The organism is Ferdinandcohnia jepli (assembly GCF_047246645.1).
Taxonomy (GTDB): domain Bacteria; phylum Bacillota; class Bacilli; order Bacillales; family Bacillaceae_L; genus Ferdinandcohnia.
On record NZ_JBFOKR010000002.1, the window covers coordinates 239,356 to 260,766 of the forward strand.

Here is a 21,411-nt window from a genome sequence, read left to right on the forward strand (position 1 = left end):
AATCCCTTTCAAAACTCAGTTTAACTCATTACACGACGTACTGAATAAATATCTCGGATTTGTTTAATTCGTTCTACTACTTTTTGTAAATGACTCACATTTTGAATGGAAATGGCCATGTTAATAGTAGCCATTTTGTTACGGTCTGATTTCCCCGATACGGCTGTAATATTTGTTTTCGTTTCATTTACTGCCTGTAAGACTTCATTTAATAAACCACGTCGATCAAATCCTGAAATTTCAATTTCAACATTGTATTCTTTTCGATCGTGTAAATTACTTTCCCATTCTACTTCAATAAGACGTTGTTTAGCATCACTAGTATGGACATTAGGACAATCAGCACGGTGTACAGAAACCCCTCTCCCCTTTGTAATAAACCCAACAATTTCGTCTCCAGGTACTGGATTACAGCATTTAGATAAACGAATTAATAAATTATCTATTCCAGATACCTGTACGCCTGCATCACGTCTTCTTGTAGAATTAGCCTGCTTCATTTCTGACACAGCATCTGTCAAATTTTTATCCTGCTCAAGATCACGTTGCTTTCTCAGTTTATCTGTCAAACGGTTTGCAATTTGAGCAGCAGTAATGCCATTATAGCCAATAGCTGCATACATATCTTCTTCATTTGAAAAATTAAACTTTTCGGCAACACGCTTGATATTTTCTGGTGTAAGGATTTCCTTAACCTCAAATTCAAGGTTTTTAATTTCCTTTTCAACAAGCTCTTTTCCTTTTTCAACATTTTCTTCACGACGTTGCTTTTTGAAGAACTGACGAATTTTGTTTTTGGCTTGTGATGTTTGCGCTAATTTAATCCAGTCTTGACTAGGACCATAGGAATGCTTCGAAGTTAATATTTCGATAATATCCCCAGTTTTTAGCTTATAGTCTAATGTCACCATTTTTCCATTTACTTTAGCGCCAATTGTCTTATTCCCTATCTCAGAGTGGATTCTGTATGCAAAATCAATTGGTACTGAGCCAGATGGAAGTTCAATGACATCACCTTTTGGTGTAAATACAAATACCATGTCAGAGAATAAATCAATCTTTAATGACTCCATAAATTCCTCAGCATTTGAGGCATCATTTTGCCATTCTAATATTTCACGGAACCAGGTTAATTTTTCTTCAAAAGTAGATTGTTGATTAACCTGTTTCCCTTCCTTATAAGCCCAATGCGCCGCAATCCCGAACTCAGCAATTTGGTGCATTTCAACAGTTCTAATTTGAACCTCAAGCGGATCGCCCTTTGGACCAATTACAGTTGTGTGAAGGGATTGATACATATTTGGTTTTGGCATTGCAATATAATCTTTAAATCTACCAGGCATAGGCTTCCAGCATGTATGAATAATTCCCAGAACAGCATAACAGTCTTTTATACTGCCTACCACTATTCGTACTGCAAGCAAATCATAAATCTCGTTAAATTGCTTATTTTGAAGGGCCATTTTCCGATAAATGCTGTAGATATGCTTTGGTCGACCAGATATCTCAGCTTTTATCGCGACCTCCCCAACACGTTGCTTAACTTCATCAATGACTTCTTCCAGATATTGTTCACGCTCAGCACGCTTCTTTTTCATCAAATTAACAATTCGATAATACTGCTGTGGATTTAAATAACGAAGAGCTGTGTCTTCAAGTTCCCACTTTATCTTGGATATACCTAGACGATGAGCTAAAGGAGCAAAAATCTCTAACGTTTCGTTTGATATTCTCCGCTGTTTTTCTTGAGGCAAATGCTTCAGTGTTCTCATGTTGTGCAAACGGTCTGCCAGCTTGATTAATATAACACGGATATCCTGTGCCATTGCCACAAACATTTTTCTGTGGTTTTCAGCTTGTTGTTCTTCTTGAGATTTATATTTTATTTTCCCTAACTTAGTAACCCCGTCAACAAGCATTGCCACTTCTTCATTAAATGCCTCACTAATCTCTTTGAGAGATACATTGGTATCTTCAACTACATCATGTAAAAAACCCCCAGCAATTGTTGAAGGGTCCATTTCGAGGTCAACCAAGATTCCCGCTACTTGAACAGGATGGATGATGTATGGCTCACCCGATTTACGAAACTGCTCTTTATGAGCCTCTTCAGCAAAAGAATAGGCACGCTGAATAAAGTCTATATCATTACCGGATAAGTATTTTTTGCTTTTTCTATCACTTGTTCAGGAGTAAGTACCTGTTCGTTTGCCATGGATTTAATCACCTTTTTATGTTCAATGGATATCTAAGAAAGAATCCTTTAATACTTTATCAATCAAATGCGTATTTGCTGCCCAGATTTTTTCGAGCTTGCTCGATCGAGTGAAACTTAATCAGTGGTGACTTTCCACTGATTCTAGTTGAACTAATCAGGCTTTTACTAGCAGTTGGCCGGTAGGACAATAATGCCAGTTAAAGCGTGGAAAACTTTCTTTGAAAATCTGAGGCATCCGCCGGAGGCTTTATCTTTATTCACCAGGATATCTACGTATGAGAACTATTCTATTTACTGACACCATTATATATTGATTGTCGAAAATTAATTAGAATAAAGATAAAATAATTATTGTTTCTATTATCTTGAAAATTTCCTGATATGTAAAGGGAAATAGATAGAAATATAAATTTTCCAGTACAGAAAAATACCTTTTTAAAGGGATTCGTGATTATTTAGGAGTATTTTACCAATGGATAGGGTATTTTATTTATTTATCCTAGTAAAAAGAGCACTCATATTGAGCGCTCAAAGATTTATTAAAATTGCATTAAAGTTAACACATCATATCCTTCAAGCTTGTCACGGCCATCTAGGTATGTGAGTTCAATAATGAAGGCAATACCTGCAACAATTCCACCTAATTCTTCTACAAGCTTAATAGTTGCTTCGATTGTACCTCCAGTCGCTAACAGGTCATCTGTAATTAATACACGCTGACCTGGTTTAATCGCATCTTTATGGATTGTAAGAACATCTTTACCGTACTCCAGACCATACTCTACCTTGATAACATCTCTTGGCAGCTTTCCTTCTTTACGAACTGGTGCAAATCCAACACCGTGTGAATATGCAACAGGGCAACCAATGATGAAACCTCTCGCCTCCGGACCTACTACAAGGTCAATATCTTTTTCCCTTGCATATCGTACGATTTGGTCAGTTGCATATTTGTATGCTTCTCCATCATTCATAAGCGGTGTTATATCTTTAAACTTAATTCCAGGCTTCGGATAGTCTGGTACAATTTCTACAAATTTTGTTAAATCCATTTAATTAATTGCCTCCTCAAGCGATTGCGAACCTTTATTTATTGAATCAAACCAATGCTTTAGCTGTTGATATGATGAATAGAGTAATTGTTTTTCCAATTCAATTTGTTTTTCCTTCAATTGGTATGTTTTCGATTCAGTCAAATCTCGTTTTGAAGCTTGATTTGATAAAGAGATAAATCCCTTGTCTATTTTAACAAATTCTAATTCAAAAAACACCTGTGACATAAAATCTATCGTTTCCTTTGACCATCCTCGATACTTTGCTAAATCCTCCGCATATCGATTCATATCAAAAGGACCCTTTTTGGCAAGAAACGCATAAAACCATTTAAAATGCTCGCGAGTTGGAATTGTACTGAAAAAATGATCCTGCTCATGATGAAAAAGTGTATATATTCTGTCTGGGAATGTATTGATAAATAAATCCTTAATTAATATATCATCACTAGGCATATCTAGCAGAACAACATATTTGGAATCAAATTGAAGTTGTTGTGCTTCAGCAGAATCAGTAATAATATGAATATCATTTTCAAATTCATTCAATTTAAGAGTACTAAGTGTATCTTGTGAGAAAGCGACTAGCTTACGCTTTTGTTCTTCAATGTTCCTCACATAAAGAGCTACATCCCTCATGCCTCTAATATCAAACAATTGCCATTCTCTCACCGCAATATCCTGTAGCATAATCTGAGGCTTTCTCGTGTTATTCCATTCATTGATAGAAAGCTCTCCAATAACAGATACCTTTGCTAATGGTGAAATACCTTCAGAAACATGCCCTAACCCAAAGCCTACACCATCAAGTGTGAACGGCTCCTGTTGTAATACTATTTTCAGGTGATTCTGGTCCGCACCAATTTTTCGAATACTGTTTAATTCGACATCATTTAGTAGTATTCTTGGTTTTGGATTCCCCATACCAAAAGGAGCCAATTTATTCATTTCTAAAATTGACTCAATTGTTACTTCACCAATCATACAAGTAGCATCAATTGAAGTAATCGGTTGAAAATCTTCAGGCTGTAAAACATTATTTGCTATTTCAATTAAACGACTTCTTAAATCGTCTATGTCTTTAACTTGTAATGTCATACCTGCTGCCATCGGATGTCCACCAAAATGCGGCAAGATATCCCGACAGGTTGATAAGCTTTCATATAGGTTAAATCCTTCGATACTTCTTGCTGACCCTTTTGCTAATCCTTTTTCAGGGTCAATACTTAAAACTATCGTAGGACGATAGAAACGATCAACTAACCTGGACGCGACAATCCCTATAACTCCAGCATTCCAGCCTTCTCTTGCGATTACTAGAACCGGGTTTGTATCAGGCGGAAACTTTTCTTCCACCTCTTTAATAGCTTCTTGCGTCATCTCATTTACTAAAGTCTGTCTTTCTTTATTCAGTTCATCAATTTCTTCAGCAATATTACTAGCCTCTTCAAGGTCTTTGGTCATTAAAAGATGTACAGCAGGGTCAGCTGATTCTAAACGTCCCACAGCATTAATTCTCGGACCGATTGCGAATCCAACCGTTTCTTCTGATACATCACTACTCTCTACACGAGCTTTCTTTAATAGTGCTTTTATACCCGGGCGTTGCGTTGTTTGCAAAGCACGAATTCCTTTTTTAGCAAGTAATCGGTTCTCTCCATGAAGAGGAACTAAATCTGCAATCGTTCCGATTACTGCCACATCTAGTAAATCAGTAGGAACTTCCCCACGTAAAGCATGTGCTACTTTAAAAGCAACTCCTACCCCAGCCAATTCTTGAAAAGGATAGTGACTATTCGGCTTTTTCGGGTGAATGATGGCAGTTGCCGTTGGCAGTTCTGGACCAGGTTCGTGATGGTCTGTAATAATTAAATCTAGTCCTATCTCTTTAGCTATCTCTGCCTCATGTAATGCTGATATTCCAGTATCTACTGTAATAATGAGAGTAAAACCTTCACTTTTAGCCCATCTAAAGGCAGTCTCATTTGGACCATAGCCTTCAGTAAAACGGTTCGGTATATAAAAGTCAACATTTGCTCCTTTTTCCTGTAGAGCAGTGACCATAACAGTCGTGCTACTTACACCGTCTGCGTCATAATCACCAAATACTAATATTTTTTCATTATTGTTGATTGCCTGAGTAATGCGCTCAATAGCAACATCCATTTGGTCAAGTAAGAAAGGATCATGAAAATCATTTTCTTCTGCCATTAGAAACTCACGAGCAGATTCAACAGTTGTTAACCCTCTATTTACAAGCAGGGATGCTACTAGAGGTGTAACTTGTAATTCAGTAACTAGTAGATTTGTTAATTCTATGTTGTTTTCATTTACTTTCCAGCGAGTTTTGGATTGTAACATCGTTTCACCCCTAACCTCACTATTATACCGAAGCATTCAAAGGGATACAATTAATAAAATTTGTCTAATTATTAATCCAGCCGAACTTTCTTAAAGTAAAGTTGCTGATCAATCGTCCTCAGAATACGGATTAATATGTATAAGAACATTTTGAACACGGTCATTTTCCATAAGCATTGCTTTTACTTTTTTCCCCACTTTATGGCCTTCTTCTACGGTCATATAGGGATCAACTGAAATCTTCAAATCAACTATGACATAATGACCATGCTCTCTTGCATGTAATTCTGTTAGCTTCATAACCTCTGGAACAGATAATACCAGCTCCCTTAAATCTGCTGTTTCCTCCTCATGTAATACATGATCTAATGTTGAATGTATTGCTTCTGTACCAAAATCCCATGCCATTTTTAAGATCAAGATTGCTACAAATAGTCCAGCTACCGGGTCAGCATATACTAACCAATCTAGACCCAGATAGCCACCTAATATTGCCCCAACAATTCCGATCAAAGTGGCTATTGAAGAGAACACATCTGAACGGTCATCGTAAGCATTAATGATTAAGGCATCACTATTAATTTTTTTACCGAGCTTATATTTATAACGAAACATAACTTCTTTTACAATTATTGAAAAAAGAACTGCATAGATAGCCATAGCTTTTGGAACGTATATCGGCTTAAAGAATGCATCAAATGATGCTCTCCCAATTTCAAAACCTACTAATGCGAGTAAAACTGCTACAATAATTGCTGCAATTGACTCGGCCTTTCCATGGCCATACGGATGATCTTCATCAGGCGGCCGTTTCGCTGCACGTATTCCTACAAAAACAGCCACAGACCCTGCTACATCAGAAGCAGAGTGTACTGCATCAGCAATTAATGCTCTACTATTTGATTGCACACCGATTATCCATTTAATAGCAGCTAAAATAATATTACCTATAACTCCTAATATGATTGCTTTTTCGGCTTGTTTAAAGCGATCATTCTGTACCAAATAAACTTCCCCTTCCCTTCAATTTAAGGACTTGTACTATATTGTGAATTTCCTTATATTCTTGACATGTTTTTTAGTTTATCCAAAAAAGAGAGATAACTCCCCTACAAAGAAAAAAGTCGTGAATAACTCACGACTTTACTTTGTAGCCAATATGAAACTAGAGAAGGCGCTACTTGGCGTTATCACCTACGACACGGCAATCTCCAAGTTTCCCTTATACTTCTGGTTCTACTTCTGTTTTCACAGAACGTTTCTTAGTTAATTGTTTATGCTTCCACACAAGCCAAAGTTGTGCAGCGATGAAGATTGAAGAATACATACCTGCTACGAGACCAATTGTTAGCGCGAAAGAGAAATTTGTAATCGCTTGGCCACCAAAAATTAATAACGCTACACTTGTAAAAATAACTGTTATCGCAGTATTTACTGAACGACCTAGCGTTTGACGTAATCCTCTATTAACTATAATTGCAAGGTCCTCATATGTTTTAATACGTTTTTTCTTCTTATATAGTTCTCTAATTCTGTCAAACGTTACAATAGTATCATTTATTGAATAACCAATAATAGTTAATATCGCAGCTATAAATGTGATATCAACCTCAAGACGAGTGATACTAAAGAATACAATAACGAAAAATGCGTCATGTACTAAGGCAACTATTGCTGCTAGTCCCATTAACCATTCAAAGCGGAATGCTACATAGATTATAATTCCTAATGATGCAATTAAACTCGCAATAAATGCATTTCTAGCAAGTTCTTTACCTACTGTAGGCGATACTGTACTTACGTTAGGATCTGCTCCATAAACTTCTTTAAAGTGTGCCTTAACTTCGGTGATTTTTTCTCTTGATAAGTCCTTATCGAATCGGGCAACTCCAATTTCTTTATTATCCCCTGAGATAACAATCTCCTTTGCCACTAGATCGAGCTTCTCAAGTTCATCTGTTAGTTCCTGTTGAGTTATAGATTGCTCAGCTAAAACTTCCATACGAGTACCACTTACAAAATCTATACCAAGGTTTAACCTGAAGATTGCTAGTACTGCTATACCAACAACAACCATGATAGCTGAAGCTATGAAAAATTTATTCCTATGCTTAGCAAAATCAAAACGGTCAAACTTGGTTGGAATATCCCCTTCTTCATCAGCATCTGCAAGATTTCTAATCTCACTTTGCTTGACACCGAAGTAGCCTGGTTTTTTATTTAGGAATTTACTATTTACCCATAAACCTAATAACAATCTACTTCCATATACAGCCGTTAAAAAGCTAAGTAAAATTGAAACCATTAACATTACAGCAAAACCTTGAACAGCACTTGTACCAAAAATAAATAATACGATTGCAGCTAAAAGCGTGGTAATATTTGCATCAAAAATCGTCCAAAATGATCCTTTACTACCTGATCTGTAGGCAGATAATATTGATTTACCTGCTTTAATCTCTTCTTTAATTCTCTCATAAGTGATGATGTTGGCATCAACCGCCATACCCACCCCTAAGATTAGCGCAGCAATACCAGGTAAAGTTAAGACCGCATTCATCCAGTCAAATACTAGTAAGTTTAGATAAACAAATATGCTTAGAGTAACTGCAGCAATCATTCCTGGGAATCGATAAAAAACTAACATGAATAGCAACACTAACGCTATACCAATTACACCAGCAAATATTGTATTATCAAGAGCTTGTGCTCCAAACTTAGCTCCAACGGACGTTGAATAAATTTCTTCTAAGTCTACTGGAAGAGCTCCTGCATTTAAAAGAGACGCTAACTCTTTTGCAGATTCAACTGTGAAATTATCGCCTTCGATTGTAACTGATTTAGAAGTGAAAACCTGATCAACTCCAGCAGCCGAAAGGAATTTTGGATTTGGCTTCGCTGCCTCAGCCGCGTAAGAATCCACGCCTTCTTCAAAATCTAACCAAATAACCATTAGGTTATTAGGCCTTAAATCTAGAACTTTTTGTGTTGCATTTTTCAAATCATCCGAATTTTTAACCGTTAACGCAACACTTGGTCTATTATATTTGTCAAAGGATTGGCTAGCACCGTTTTGTGCTAACTGTGAACCGTCAAGTAGGACTTCATCATTCACATCACGGAAAGTGAGTTTAGCTTGTGTTGATAGAATTTCACGAACCTTTTGTTGATCATCAACTCCCGCTAATTGGACACGGATACGGTCCTTTCCTTCAATCTGAATATTGGGTTCACTTACGCCTAGGACATTAACACGATTATTTAATGCATCAACCGTACTAACTAATGCTTCTCTATCGATAACATCACCTTTTTTAGCAGGCTTCACTTCATATAAAATTTCGAATCCACCTTGTAGGTCAAGTCCTAGCTTAATGTTTTTTGCTGTATCCAAACCAGTAGCTCCAATTAAACTTCCAAATAAGAGTACTAGTAAGAAAAACGCAACGATGCGGCCTCTTTTTACCATTTTACTGTAAATCCTCCTTTTTCTAGCTGAAAAATAAGAAAAGCACAAGGCGCCCGCCTATCTGCTTATGACTTCAAGCTGATGACGCCTGGAGCTAGACATTGAAAACCAATGAGATGTGTAAGCTACGTCGAATTAGTAGTGCTTCTTCTGAAGCTTACAAACATAGTTTTTACAAAAAGAATATGTAACGAACTATCTTGTCCTCAACTCTCACTACACAATTATGAAACAATGCCTTTTTCATGTCAATTGGATAAAAAAGTACAATATTGTTTCTACTAATCTTATTTAAGTTGCTAACAATAAATTTGTTTATAAAAGCTTCTCTAATACGTCTTTGCCTTCTCCTTCAAACCAGCTTGGAGACTTAAAAGCTTCTACAGTTGCATAATTCATATAGTCGCCTACCTTAACATTCATGATATCACTAACAATCTCATGTAATTGTTTTTCCTCAGTAGCACGCTTCCAAACTTTTCGAGTAAGGAATTCCCAAAGGTCGTTTTCATTTACCTTGTCATATCCATATAACTCAAACTCCTCTACCTTACTAAGTAAAGCAGGGAAAACGTTCTCCCGAAAGCCATCATATAAATGCGTTTCTTTCTGTGTCACTTGTCATCTCTCCTATTTAATCAAATATATCTATAGAATACTTGTCATGCTTGGACACCTATCATGCATATAGTTAATTGTAAATGATATCACCTTTTTTGAGAAGGTAGGGAAACGAATTGTCAAAGCAAACATTCCTTAAAGGAACATTAATTTTAATTATTGCAGGACTTATTACCAGGATTTTAGGGTTTATTAATAGAATCGTTGTTGCTCGATTAATTGGAGAAGAAGGCGTAGGCTTATACATGATGGCCATCCCTACGTTCGTTTTAACCATCACGTTAACACAAATGGGATTACCTGTCGCAATCTCAAAACTAGTTGCAGAAGCAGAGGCCCAGGGTGATATTAGGAAGATAAAGAAAATATTAGTTGTCTCCCTGTCTATTACAGGAACGTTGAGTATCATCTTTACACCTATGATGATTTTCTTAGCACCAATGTTGTCTGAAACCCTACTCACAGATGCAAGAACTTATTATCCTTTATTAGCTATATCTCCAATTGTTCCAATTGTTGCAATATCATCCGTACTACGCGGTTATTTCCAAGGTAGACAAAACATGAAGCCACCTGCCTATTCACAGGTAATCGAGCAGGTTGTAAGAATTACATTGGTTTATGTTTTTACAAAAACATTTCTACCATACGGAATTGAGTATGCAGCTGCAGGAGCTATGTTATCAGCAGTTGTTGGTGAATTAATGTCTCTCTTTTACTTATTCTTCATGTTTAAAATGAAAAAACGAATTCGTATTAGAAAGGACTTCTTTGCTTCTGCTAAAAATGGAAAACAAACCTTTCAAGACCTTACAAGAATCGCTGTACCAACACTAGGCAGCCGTTTAATTGGATCTGTTTCCTGGTTCTTTGAACCTATCGTTGTTGCACAGAGCTTAGCAATAGCAGGGGTTGTGACACATATTGCAACAAGGCAGTACGGAGAGCTAACAGGATTCGCATTACCACTTTTAATGCTTCCTTCTTTTATTACCTATTCGCTATCAACCGCATTAGTTCCTGCAATAAGTGAAGCAGCAGCTAAAAAACAGTCTTTACTAATCGAATATCGCTTAAAACAAGCATTACGATTATCCTTAGTGTCAGGCGGTTTAGCCATCGTAGTTTTATATGTTTTTGCCTCTCCAGTCATGGAGCTAATGTATGGTAATAGTAATTCTGCAATTTATGTAAAAGTAATGGCACCATTTTTTATCTTTTATTATTTCCAAGGACCACTTCAAGCTACGCTACAAGCTCTCGATTTAGCAAAGGCAGCCATGATAAACAGCTTGATTGGCAATGTAATTAAAACAGGAGCAATTTTTGTACTAGCAACTAGACCTTCTCTTGGTATTATGGGTGCAGCACTTGCGATTGTAATTGGAATGATGCTTGTTACACTCCTGCATTTTTCTACAATCGTTAAAGCAATTTCATATAGTTTTTATGTAAAAGATTATATAAAAAGCTTTGCAACCATGCTTGTCTCCGGAATTAGTGGACATTACTTTTATATGAACCTTTTAACAGACTCTACACTTCTTATTAGAACCCTTGCTGCAATAGGTATAACTTCTATCATTTACTTTATATTATTGCTGCTATTTAAGCTGTTAACAAAAGAAGAAGTAAGAAGAGTACCTTTTATTGGTGGAGCACTTGCTAAATTATTGTAACTAAAAAGGTAACCAATCGGTTACCTTTTTTCGTCTTTCATATCAATATGGAATGTGCCATTATGATAAGCACAGTATGAAATGTTCTTGATATCCTTATGTCCAAGTTTTCGAAGTTCTTGCCGCAACCAAAAATGAGACTTATTCATTTGAACGAGATGCGATTCTTGGATAGTTCCGTCTAAAATTAGAGGTAAATCTAGGGAAAATTCCTCATGGTCCGTTGGCTTTTTCTTGTCTTTTTTTAATACCGATAATTCACCTGAAGACTCTAGAATTGCGAATTCAACGTCTCCTACATTTCTTATATCTTTTTCCCGTAATTGCATAAGAAGATCATCAAAATTATATCGTTGCTGTCGCATGGCATGCTCGTCTATTTTCCCCTTATTAATAATGACTGTAGGCTTTCCGTCTACAATTTCACGAAACCTCTTACTTTTTAATGAAATGATTGCTAATAGAAATTGAATAAGCATTAAGAGTGCCATAGGAAAGATAGAATGAAAAATAGGATCTTTTGTATCTTCAATCGCCACAACAGCCATCTCGGCAATCATCATAAATACTACTAAATCTAGAAGGCTAAGTTCGCCAATTTCTCGCTTACCCATCATGCGGAAAATGATCAATATAAGCACATAAAGTAAAATCGTTCTTCCAAATATGACGAGGTATTCTTCCAAGATGACAGCCCCTTCCACTGAAGTGATATTCGAAAGACAGTGTTCCCTTGTAGTTTGTACAGTTTCTTGAAAAACATAATTGAAAGGATTTTCCATGCTTAACTAGATTTAGATTCTAAAAAGAAGTGGACATGAATATGCTCGTACTAAGGGTAATAACTGTCCATCTTTGGATGAAAATCATATTCTAGGGAGGCAAGGCCATGAGAAAAATGGGGATAGCAATGGTATATGGTGTAATTGCAATTTTTACGATTGTGATTGTGTCTAGTTTATTACTTTCACTGTTGCTTAGATTTACATCTGTACAAGAATCTTCTCTAACATGGGTCATTTTAGGGGTATCATTTATTGCATTATTTGCTGGTGGATTTGTATCTGGTGGAAAAGGCAAGGAACGAGGCTGGTTAATTGGTGGAGGTACAGGTGTACTGTATTCAATCATTGTATTTCTTGTTCAATTCCTTGGCTATGATGCCACTTTCTCGACTGAGCAACTTATGTATCATGTAGGGTTTTTAGCTGCAGCTGTTATCGGAGGCATTTTCGGGGTAAATATGACTACCCCTTCGAGAAGAGAAGCATAAATGAAAAAAGAGCGTTGAAAAACGCTCTTTTTTTTGTCTAATTAGTCTTTAATTACATCACGAACTGCTTGCTTATCATATGTAAGATTAGCATTACCAGATTTGATTACTACCTTGTTCTCATCGATAGAATCGATAATACCATGTAGGCCACCAACTGTGACTACCTTATCACCTTTTGCAAGATTAGATTGCATTTGTACAGTAGCTTTTTGACGCTTTTGCTGAGGACGAATCAACAAGAAATAAAAAATAGCAAACATTAAGATTAAAGGTCCAACTGTCCCTAAAATACCTTCCATTTATTTCACCCCTTTCCTGAGTTTATCTCCATACGGAATTGATTTGCATTTTTAGAAGTTTTTCGCGTTCGGTTTATTAAAACCATACCGCTCAAAAAATTCTTCACGGAAGTCCCCAAGACGATCCTCTGAAATCGCTTTTCGGACTTGCTCCATTAATTTTAACAGAAAATAGAGATTATGATAAGTAGTAAGTCTTATTCCGAACGTTTCACCTGTTTTTATTAAGTGTCTAATATAAGCACGACTATAATTTTTACATGTATAGCAATCACAATTGACATCTAGTGGACGGAAATCTCGCGCAAACTCTTGATTTTTCACGACTAAACGCCCTTCACTTGTCATGAGTGTACCATTACGAGCAATTCTAGTAGGTAACACACAATCAAACATATCGATCCCACGGATTGCTCCGTCTATAAGTGAATCTGGAGAACCTACTCCCATTAAATATCTTGGTTTATTCGTAGGAAGTAATGGAGTAGTAAATTCTAGTACTCTGTTCATCACATCTTTTGGTTCCCCAACTGATAGTCCACCTACTGCATAACCTGGGAAATCCAATGAAACTAAATCTCTTGCACTTTGTTTTCGAAGCTCCTCATATTCTCCACCTTGCACAATTCCAAATAACCCCTGGTCCTGTGGACGGCTATGAGCTGTTAAACATCTTTCAGCCCAACGGCTTGTACGTTCAACCGACTTCTTCATATATTCAAATTCTGCTGGATAAGGAGGGCACTCATCAAATGCCATCATTATATCTGAGCCGAGTGCGTTTTGAATTTCCATTGCTTTTTCTGGTGATAAAAAGAGCTTATCTCCATTTAGATGGTTTCGGAAATGAACTCCCTCTTCTTTAATCTCACGAAACTCACTTAAACTAAAAACTTGGAAACCGCCTGAATCCGTTAAGATTGCACGGTCCCAGTTCATAAATTTATGTAAGCCACCAACTTCTCTGATTATTTCATGTCCCGGACGAAGCCATAAATGATATGTGTTGCTTAGGATAATACCCGCTCCCATTTCTTTTAAATCCTCAGGAGACATTGTCTTAACAGTTGCCAATGTACCTACAGGCATAAAAGCAGGGGTATCAAACGAGCCATGCGGTGTATGCACTTTTCCAAGTCTTGCACCTGTTTGTTTACAGGTTTTAATATGTTCATATCTAATCGCTGTCACTTGTCTAACTCCTTTTTGTTTGGATGTGGTTAAATCCAACTTTCTTAAATTCAAGTTTTTTTTCTTATAGATTATTGCCAACTGCTATTACTTTGGGTGTATATTACAAAGTTGGTGCTTTACGCTCCTGGCACTCGCTTTCCGCGGGCGGACCGTGAGCTTCCTCGTCGCAAGCTCCTGCGGGGTCTCACTTGACTTGCACAGGATGTGCTGACATCTACGTTCGCCACGGGACGTGGCGGCTTTTAGTAGACGGTCATATGACTTTCCCGCAGGAGTCTCGTGCCATGCACTCCAATCACCCTCAGTTAAACTTCTAGCTTAGGCGTAAAAGTAACAAGGCTAGAAAAAAAGCCTGCCCTTTATACAACCCTTAGATAATCAGCATTGCATCTCCAAAACTGAAGAAACGATATCGTTCCTTGACTGCTTGTTCATAGGCGTTTAATACATTCTCTCGACCAGCTAGCGCACTAACCAGCATTATAAGAGTTGACTTTGGTAAGTGAAAGTTTGTGATGAGACCATCAATTGCCCCGTAATCATAGCCGGGATAAATAAAAATATTGGTCCAACCGCTTGACTCGGCAAACTTACCATTATTATTTTTCACTATCGTTTCTAGCGTACGTGTTGAGGTGGTTCCAACAGAAATGATTTTCCCCCCATTTTCTTTTACCTCATTTAACAAACGAGCCGTTCCCTCTGTCATCATATAAAACTCAGAATGCATTTCATGCTCATCAATTGTATCGGCACTTACCGGTCGGAAGGTTCCTAAGCCTACATGCAATGTTATGAATGCTACATGAACACCCTTGTCCCTTATTTCTTGCAGAAGTTCTTCAGTAAAATGCAATCCCGCTGTAGGGGCAGCCGCTGACCCACGGTGTTTTGCATATACTGTTTGATATCGGTCTTGGTCATCCAATTGTTCTCTAATATAAGGGGGTAATGGCATTTCACCTAAGGCATCTAGGATTTCATAGAAGATACCTTCATATTGAAATTCTAAATATCTTCCGCCATGGTCACCTAAGCTTGTACAAACTGCCTTGAGACGACCGTCTCCAAAACTTAAGACAGTACCTTCCTTTACGCGCTTAGCTGGCTTAACAAGGGTTTCCCATGTATCTTCTTTTTCATTTTTCAAAAGTAATACTTCAACCTTCGCACCAGTGTCTTCCTTTACTCCATAGAGACGGGCTGGTAATACGCGAGTATCATTCAAGACTAAGCAATCACCTTCATTAAGATAATTAAGGACAGATCGAAAATGAGTATGTGTAATGTTTCCAGTTTCCTTTTCGAGTACCATAAGTCTTGAAGCTTCCCGGTCTTCAAGAGGAGTTTGTGCGATTAGCTCCTCTGGTAAATAAAAATCAAATAAATCAACTTTCATATCTTTCACCTATTTCTGTAAACTATCTAACGGAATCTACCCATAATATAAAAAATGAATGATAGAACGATGCTAATTACAATCGAAGTAACAATCGGAAAATAAAAGGTAGTATTACCCTTTTTTACAACAATATCTCCTGGTAGCTTTCCGATAAATTGCCATACGAATCCGATAACTAATAGAATTATCCCCATTATCATTAGCATTTTCCCCATGTTATAACCTACTCCTTCGGAACTTCCATTTGAAAGTGTCTGTAAACTTGGTCAGTTACAACCCTGCCACGAGGTGTACGTTGCAGGAAACCAATTTGCAGAAGATATGGTTCATAAACATCTTCAATAGTGAGTGCTTCTTCACCAATCGTCGCAGCAATGGTATCTAATCCTACCGGACCACCTCGAAACTTTTCAATAATTCCTTTAAGTAATTTATGGTCAATATGGTCAAGTCCTAAACGGTCTACTTGTAGTAATTCTAAAGCTTCATTTGCAATCTCCTCGGTAATCATGCCATTTCCACGTACCTGTGCAAAATCTCTGACCCGACGAAGTAGACGATTTCCAATACGCGGAGTTCCTCTAGAGCGTCTTGCAATCTCATTAGCAGCATTTTCATCAATTTCTACATCCAGCAGCTCAGCTGTTCGAATCACAATATTTGATAACTGTTCCTCATTATAATATTCAAGCCTACTCAAAACCCCAAAGCGGTCTCGGAGTGGTGCTGATAATGAACCTGCCCTTGTCGTTGCACCAACTAATGTAAAAGGAGGTAAATCAAGACGGACCGACCTTGCCCCTGCGCCTTTCCCAATCACAATATCTAAACAAAAGTCCTCCATTGCAGGATAGAGCACTTCTTCAATAGAGCGCTGAAGACGGTGAACCTCATCAATAAAAAGAACATCACCAGGTTCTAATGCAGTAAGGATAGCCGCTAAATCTCCCGGTCGCTCAATCGCAGGTCCTGAGGTTGTCCGAATATTAACTCCCATCTCATTTGCAATAATCGTAGCAAGAGTTGTTTTTCCTAATCCTGGAGGGCCATATAATAGAACATGGTCTAATGTTTCTTGTCTCATCTTAGCCGCTTCTATAAAAATTGATAAATTCGATTTAACTTTATCCTGCCCAATATATTGGGACAGAGTTTGTGGTCTAAGGCTTTGCTCAATTGCGGACTCTTCGTAATTAGTAGAACCTGATACGAGCCTATCTTCCATTCAAGCTACCCCCTTACTTTAATAGCTTCTGTAGAGCTCTCTTAATGTATTGATCTGTTGATAATGTTTCATTTCGTAATTCAGGTAATACTTTATTAATTTCTCTCTCGGCATACCCTAATACTTTTAATGCTTCTATTGCTTCCTCAAGCTCCGTATAGCTTGAAGTAGTACTTGTTTCAAATTCATGATCCTCTGAAAATAGATCTGGACTAATGGTTGAAACTAAGTCATTCAGCTTTCCTTTCAGATCAAGTATCATTTGTCTCGCTGTTTTTTTACCTACTCCAGGGAACTTAACAAGAAACTTCTCATCTTCATTTTCAACCGCACGAACCACTTGTCCAGGCTCTCCAGCCGCTAAAATAGCTAAACCACCTTTAGGACCAATTCCTGAAACATTTAATAGCTTAACAAATAACGCTTTTTCTTCACGTGTCTTAAAACCGTATAAAGCTAAAATATCTTCACGAACATATTGGTATGTATATATCGTTACTGTCTTTTCTTTATCCTTTGTAAAAACAAATGGATTAGGTGTAAATATTTGATATCCAATTCCGTTGTTTTCAATCACAACGTATTCGGGATTTATGTACTCAATTGTACCTTTAATAAATTCAATCAAACGTACTCTCTCCTCTTCTTTGCTGTACCCCATTTTATCATATCCGAAAAGAAAAGGCATAAAAGAAGACGAGAAAATAGAAAAAGAGACTAGTCAAAAATCTAGTCTCTGGCAATTGTTATGTTCATTGTGAAGTCGTATATGTTTTAAAGGTCTCCAGAACGTTCATATATTCGTCTTTTGAACCAATCTTAATTCCCTTTTTCAACAAACTGTGCTGATAGCTTTCAAGCTTCTCGACATCAATTTGGAAGAAAGACTGAATTACCTTGTTAGATTCAGGCTTACCATTGAAGATGGATAGAGTACCATCCTCCGTAATACCAAAGTAACCATTCGATTTTAGCAAAGGTGAGATATCGTCAATACGTTGTTGAAATACAACCTGATCTTCATCTTGGTGAACAAGATTCCAATCCTCATACTCCGCCCAAAAATCCTCCATAGATAAAATGGTTTCTTTGATAATCTCTTCACTAACCTCGCCGTCCACATATACACGTTCTAGGATTACCGTAACCTCTAATGGCCCATTTACTTCTTGAGGTGTATCATTATTTTCTTGACCTAATCCTGTACTTGTCCCTGAAAAACTCGGCATTAATAATACAGCAGCCACACACACTATAATTTTAAATAACATCTTCATTTGGCATCACCTCTTACCAATTAGTTGCCAACTCAAAAATTGTAAAACACCTCGAATGTTGACCACCTTACAATACTAGTGTGACCAAAACTAGAAGTATTATCCAAAAAGATACAAGTATTTTTCTCAAAAGGTCTTAAGAGTATTCGTTTTTTGTTGTGGCAGGTTATTTTGGGGTGAATTAGGTTGCATTGGTTCAATTTTGAAGGGTTATTTTAGTGCCTATAAGCGTTAATTAATTTCTATAGGCGAAAAAAGGATGCCCGAAAAACGGACATCCTAAAACTACCTATCGGTTATTGTTATTAAACGGCTTACTCAATGTTTCACCAATATTGTTAAATAGGTCTCTAATATCGGCATCGACTGATTCTCGTGTGTTACCATTACGGATATCATTATCAATGTCTCGTACACGAGTAAATGTACCTTCATCAGTTACGATATTAATATTTCTACCTTTTGCTAATGGCATCACTGCTTTTTTCACAGCATCTTTTACACGCTTGTCGTTATTATCATTTGTATCAACCGCTACTAAGATGTTATCTTCCGTAACGATTGCTCGAGCATCATCAACATTCTTAACTTTTGATGCTCTATCAGTAATCTTTTGTACAAGATTACCACTGTCACGATCATAGTAGCCTGAAGTTCGTACTCTGTGGTTATTGTCATTGAGATGGCTGTGATAATTTCGGTCAGCTTGTCCATGACCGTTATTACCCATTGTATTAGGGTTACCATCGTTATAAGGAGTTGCAATTCTGCGTCCATCAGTATTATTATTCATGATACCGGATTTATTATCTCTGCCATTTTTATTCATGACCCCGGCACCATTATTTCTTCTGTCGTTATTATTATTGGTAATTCGTGTTCCATTCCGGTTGTTATTACCATTACCGTTACGATCCATAATCTCTGTTAATGGACCATCGTTGTCGTTAATACGATATCCATTGCCATTACGCTCATTACGGTCATTATTGTTTTCATTTGAATAATAACCGATAGGTCTTGCATTATCATTGTAGCGAGTATCTAAGGCACCCTCGTCCGTATTACAAGCAGTTAGGCCACCTAGCATTAATGCTGCAGTCGATAATGTGTACAGAACTTTCCTCAATACAATAACCCCCTTTTGAGCTTTGAACATGAAAAACATGTTCAAGCTTAGGTTGTCATTCTATGCCAAGAAATATATCTGTTAGTTATTTGAAAGTCCTAAAATTATTGGAGATTGGTTGTTACTAAATTAATTTACATCACATCTTAAGGAAAAGAAGCTAATTCAGCTCAAAAACTCATTTATGTATTTTAATTTGGATTTATGCATTTTAGCTATTTTCTGAGTTAAATACGTTCAAAAGCAAAAAAATAAAGGACGAATCCTCATTCGCCCTTACACAGTTATTTTAAATTAATCGTCTAAATCATCTTCATCAAAATCCGGCATTGCAAACATTGGGTTGTATGGCATCTGTTGATTTACTCCATATGGTGACGGTTGGCCTGGAAACCCACTCGCAAATCCTGGTTGACCTGCGAATCCTGGCTGACCTGCAAATCCCGGTTGACCTGCAAACCCTGGTTGACCTGCAAATCCTGGTTGACCTGCGAACCCTGGTTGACCTGCAAATCCTGGTTGACCTGCGAACCCTGGTTGACCTGCAAAGCCCTGTTGACCCGGAAAGCCTTGAGGTCCTACTGGAAATCCTTGTGGTTGGAATTGTCCTCCAAAATGAGGCTTCGGTCCACCACAGCCACAGTCCTTTTTGTTATATGCTTGTGGAGGCGAAACTGGCGCACCACCTGGGAACCCACCAAATGGACTAACTGCTTGCGGATTTACCTGCATCGGACCAGTCATTGGCATTCCTGGTCCATACGGAGTTGGACCTGGGAAACCTCCAAGACCTGATCCTGGTAAAACTGGTGATATAGGCACACAGTTCCCTAATGGAGGCATTTGCATTGGTGCCATCATCGGCATTGGTGCCATTTGCGGTGGCATCTGTGGCTCTTCCTCTTCTACATCTTCCACTCCTGCTACCATTTCAGGTGCTGGTGGCATCTGCATTGGCTGCATTTGTGGCATGCTCATATTCATTAGATTGAAATTGTTAATATCAATTTCGAATGGTTGAGGTTGCGGTTGCGGCATCATCGGCATTGGCGCCATTTGTGGCGGAGTTGGTGGCAATTCAACCTCTTCCTCACCTTCTACCCTTGGAAAGTTTTGCATTTGACCGAATTGTCCTGGACCTTGTGTTGGAAATCCTTGCATTGGGCCAAATCCACCTGGTCCTTGTGCTGGAACTCCTTGCATTTGACCAAATCCACCTGGTCCTTGTGCTGGAAACCCTTGCATTGGGCCAAACCCACCTGGTCCTTGTGCTGGAAACCCTTGCATTGGAGCAAACCCACCTGGCATTTGTGCTGGTGGTCCCCATTGCATACCATGTAGACCTGTTCCTGGCATAACAGGTGTTACTGGTACACACTGATTAAACATTCCTGCCTGAGCTGGATAGCCCATTGGCATTTGTTGTTGAGGCATTTGTGGCATTTGTGGAACATCATCTAGGTCGTCTTCTACTCCAAGTACTTCATCATCTTCCTCAGGTGCCATCATTCCAGGTAGTACATTAGACGGTGGTGTGGGAACCTGAGGCATTTGCATATTCATCAGGTTGTAGTTATTAATATCAATTTCAAATGGTTGATATTGTGGCATTTGCGGCATTTGCGGCATTGGCATCTGTGGTATCGGCATCTGTGGCATTTGAGGGATATAAGGTCCCGTTTCAACACCAGCAACCTCCTCTTGTACTGGTACCTCCTCTTCTTCCATTACTGGAAATGGTTCTGGAGTGATATCAGCATAAGGGTGCACAATTTGTTCCTTCAGAGGAGCTAAATTTACTTGTGCCTCTTTTTGAACTCCACCGATTTGTGCTTCTTTTTTAACATGAACAGTTCCCGTTGGTACTTTAATTTTCATCCCAGGCATAATATTATCTGGATTGCTAAGCTGTGTATTAACAGCCTTAAGTTCTTCAAAGTCTACTCCATACTTCTTGGATATTTTCCAAAGAGTATCGCCTTTTTGAACGATATGGATCTTCACGCGATTTTCCCCTCCTATACATAAGTCTTTACATTGTATGTCAAGATAGGCAAATTGCCACTATTTCTCATCACAACTTATGCATAGGTCACTTGAAATATGTGTAGAAGAGTGCCGGTCAAGCTTTTAAGAATGTAGAAATATTTTCGCTCGTTATTTCCATTGCCTGTTCCTATTATGAATTTTGTAAGCAATTTAAAGAGAA

General features: G+C 37.9%; 17 protein-coding genes and 1 pseudogene. 2 read left to right on the plus strand and 16 right to left on the minus strand.

Annotated elements, in window-relative coordinates; translation table 11 throughout:
• Window positions 1-20 precede the first annotated feature (20 nt).
• From AB3M96_RS03175 to AB3M96_RS03200, 6 genes and pseudogenes are all read right to left on the minus strand, one after another.
• A pseudogene (locus AB3M96_RS03175) lies at window positions 21-2,215 on the minus strand (RelA/SpoT family protein).
• Between the two features lie 542 nt (window positions 2,216-2,757).
• Entirely contained in the window at window positions 2,758-3,270 is a 513-nt protein-coding gene (locus tag AB3M96_RS03180) for an adenine phosphoribosyltransferase (protein ID WP_412966116.1), read from the minus strand.
• Window positions 3,271-5,631: a single-stranded-DNA-specific exonuclease RecJ gene (recJ, locus tag AB3M96_RS03185; protein WP_412966117.1), complete on the minus strand. Its 2,361-nt coding sequence runs from the start codon at window positions 5,629-5,631 to the stop codon at window positions 3,271-3,273.
• Between the two features lie 108 nt (window positions 5,632-5,739).
• On the minus strand, window positions 5,740-6,636 hold the full coding sequence (locus AB3M96_RS03190) for a cation diffusion facilitator family transporter (RefSeq protein WP_412966118.1): 897 nt from the start codon (window positions 6,634-6,636) through the stop codon (window positions 5,740-5,742).
• Between the two features lie 217 nt (window positions 6,637-6,853).
• Window positions 6,854-9,100, minus strand: a complete 2,247-nt coding sequence (gene secDF, locus AB3M96_RS03195) for a protein translocase subunit SecDF (protein WP_412966119.1) — start codon at window positions 9,098-9,100, stop codon at window positions 6,854-6,856.
• Between the two features lie 315 nt (window positions 9,101-9,415).
• Window positions 9,416-9,718 carry a post-transcriptional regulator gene (locus AB3M96_RS03200; protein WP_412966120.1) on the minus strand — a complete coding sequence of 101 codons (303 nt, stop codon included), beginning with the start codon at window positions 9,716-9,718 and terminating at the stop codon, window positions 9,416-9,418.
• A gap of 119 nt (window positions 9,719-9,837) precedes the next feature.
• On the opposite strand from AB3M96_RS03200, the gene spoVB reads away from it, so the two are divergent.
• Window positions 9,838-11,400: a stage V sporulation protein B gene (gene spoVB / locus AB3M96_RS03205; RefSeq protein WP_412966121.1), complete on the plus strand. Its 1,563-nt coding sequence runs from the start codon at window positions 9,838-9,840 to the stop codon at window positions 11,398-11,400.
• A 20-nt stretch (window positions 11,401-11,420) separates the two neighbouring features.
• Here spoVB and AB3M96_RS03210 read toward each other — a convergent pair whose 3' ends face one another.
• On the minus strand, window positions 11,421-12,086 hold the full coding sequence (locus AB3M96_RS03210) for a DUF421 domain-containing protein (protein ID WP_412966122.1): 666 nt from the start codon (window positions 12,084-12,086) through the stop codon (window positions 11,421-11,423).
• Between the two features lie 203 nt (window positions 12,087-12,289).
• Here AB3M96_RS03210 and AB3M96_RS03215 point away from each other — a divergent pair, with 203 nt between their 5' ends.
• Window positions 12,290-12,673 (plus strand): TIGR04086 family membrane protein, encoded by a 384-nt coding sequence (locus tag AB3M96_RS03215; protein ID WP_412966123.1) that lies wholly within the window; start codon window positions 12,290-12,292, stop codon window positions 12,671-12,673.
• A 41-nt stretch (window positions 12,674-12,714) separates the two neighbouring features.
• Here AB3M96_RS03215 and yajC read toward each other — a convergent pair whose 3' ends face one another.
• From yajC to safA, 9 genes are all read right to left on the minus strand, one after another.
• Window positions 12,715-12,975 carry a preprotein translocase subunit YajC gene (gene yajC, locus AB3M96_RS03220; protein WP_412966124.1) on the minus strand — a complete coding sequence of 87 codons (261 nt, stop codon included), beginning with the start codon at window positions 12,973-12,975 and terminating at the stop codon, window positions 12,715-12,717.
• A gap of 51 nt (window positions 12,976-13,026) precedes the next feature.
• Window positions 13,027-14,166 (minus strand): tRNA guanosine(34) transglycosylase Tgt, encoded by a 1,140-nt coding sequence (tgt, locus tag AB3M96_RS03225; RefSeq protein ID WP_412966125.1) that lies wholly within the window; start codon window positions 14,164-14,166, stop codon window positions 13,027-13,029.
• Between the two features lie 373 nt (window positions 14,167-14,539).
• The gene (gene queA / locus AB3M96_RS03230; RefSeq protein WP_412966126.1) at window positions 14,540-15,568 is read right to left on the minus strand and encodes a tRNA preQ1(34) S-adenosylmethionine ribosyltransferase-isomerase QueA; all 1,029 of its coding nucleotides are present in this window, start codon (window positions 15,566-15,568) and stop codon (window positions 14,540-14,542) included.
• 26 nt (window positions 15,569-15,594) lie between these two features.
• Window positions 15,595-15,786 (minus strand): DUF2905 domain-containing protein, encoded by a 192-nt coding sequence (locus AB3M96_RS03235; protein ID WP_412966127.1) that lies wholly within the window; start codon window positions 15,784-15,786, stop codon window positions 15,595-15,597.
• Between the two features lie 8 nt (window positions 15,787-15,794).
• On the minus strand, window positions 15,795-16,796 hold the full coding sequence (ruvB, locus tag AB3M96_RS03240; RefSeq protein WP_412966128.1) for a Holliday junction branch migration DNA helicase RuvB: 1,002 nt from the start codon (window positions 16,794-16,796) through the stop codon (window positions 15,795-15,797).
• Between the two features lie 13 nt (window positions 16,797-16,809).
• The gene (ruvA, locus tag AB3M96_RS03245; protein WP_412966129.1) at window positions 16,810-17,424 is read right to left on the minus strand and encodes a Holliday junction branch migration protein RuvA; all 615 of its coding nucleotides are present in this window, start codon (window positions 17,422-17,424) and stop codon (window positions 16,810-16,812) included.
• Between the two features lie 124 nt (window positions 17,425-17,548).
• Window positions 17,549-18,073 carry a BofC C-terminal domain-containing protein gene (locus AB3M96_RS03250; RefSeq protein WP_412966130.1) on the minus strand — a complete coding sequence of 175 codons (525 nt, stop codon included), beginning with the start codon at window positions 18,071-18,073 and terminating at the stop codon, window positions 17,549-17,551.
• Between the two features lie 289 nt (window positions 18,074-18,362).
• Window positions 18,363-19,202, minus strand: a complete 840-nt coding sequence (locus AB3M96_RS03255; protein ID WP_412966131.1) for a YhcN/YlaJ family sporulation lipoprotein — start codon at window positions 19,200-19,202, stop codon at window positions 18,363-18,365.
• Between the two features lie 294 nt (window positions 19,203-19,496).
• Window positions 19,497-21,206, minus strand: a complete 1,710-nt coding sequence (gene safA, locus AB3M96_RS03260) for a SafA/ExsA family spore coat assembly protein (RefSeq protein ID WP_412966132.1) — start codon at window positions 21,204-21,206, stop codon at window positions 19,497-19,499.
• Window positions 21,207-21,411 lie beyond the last annotated feature (205 nt).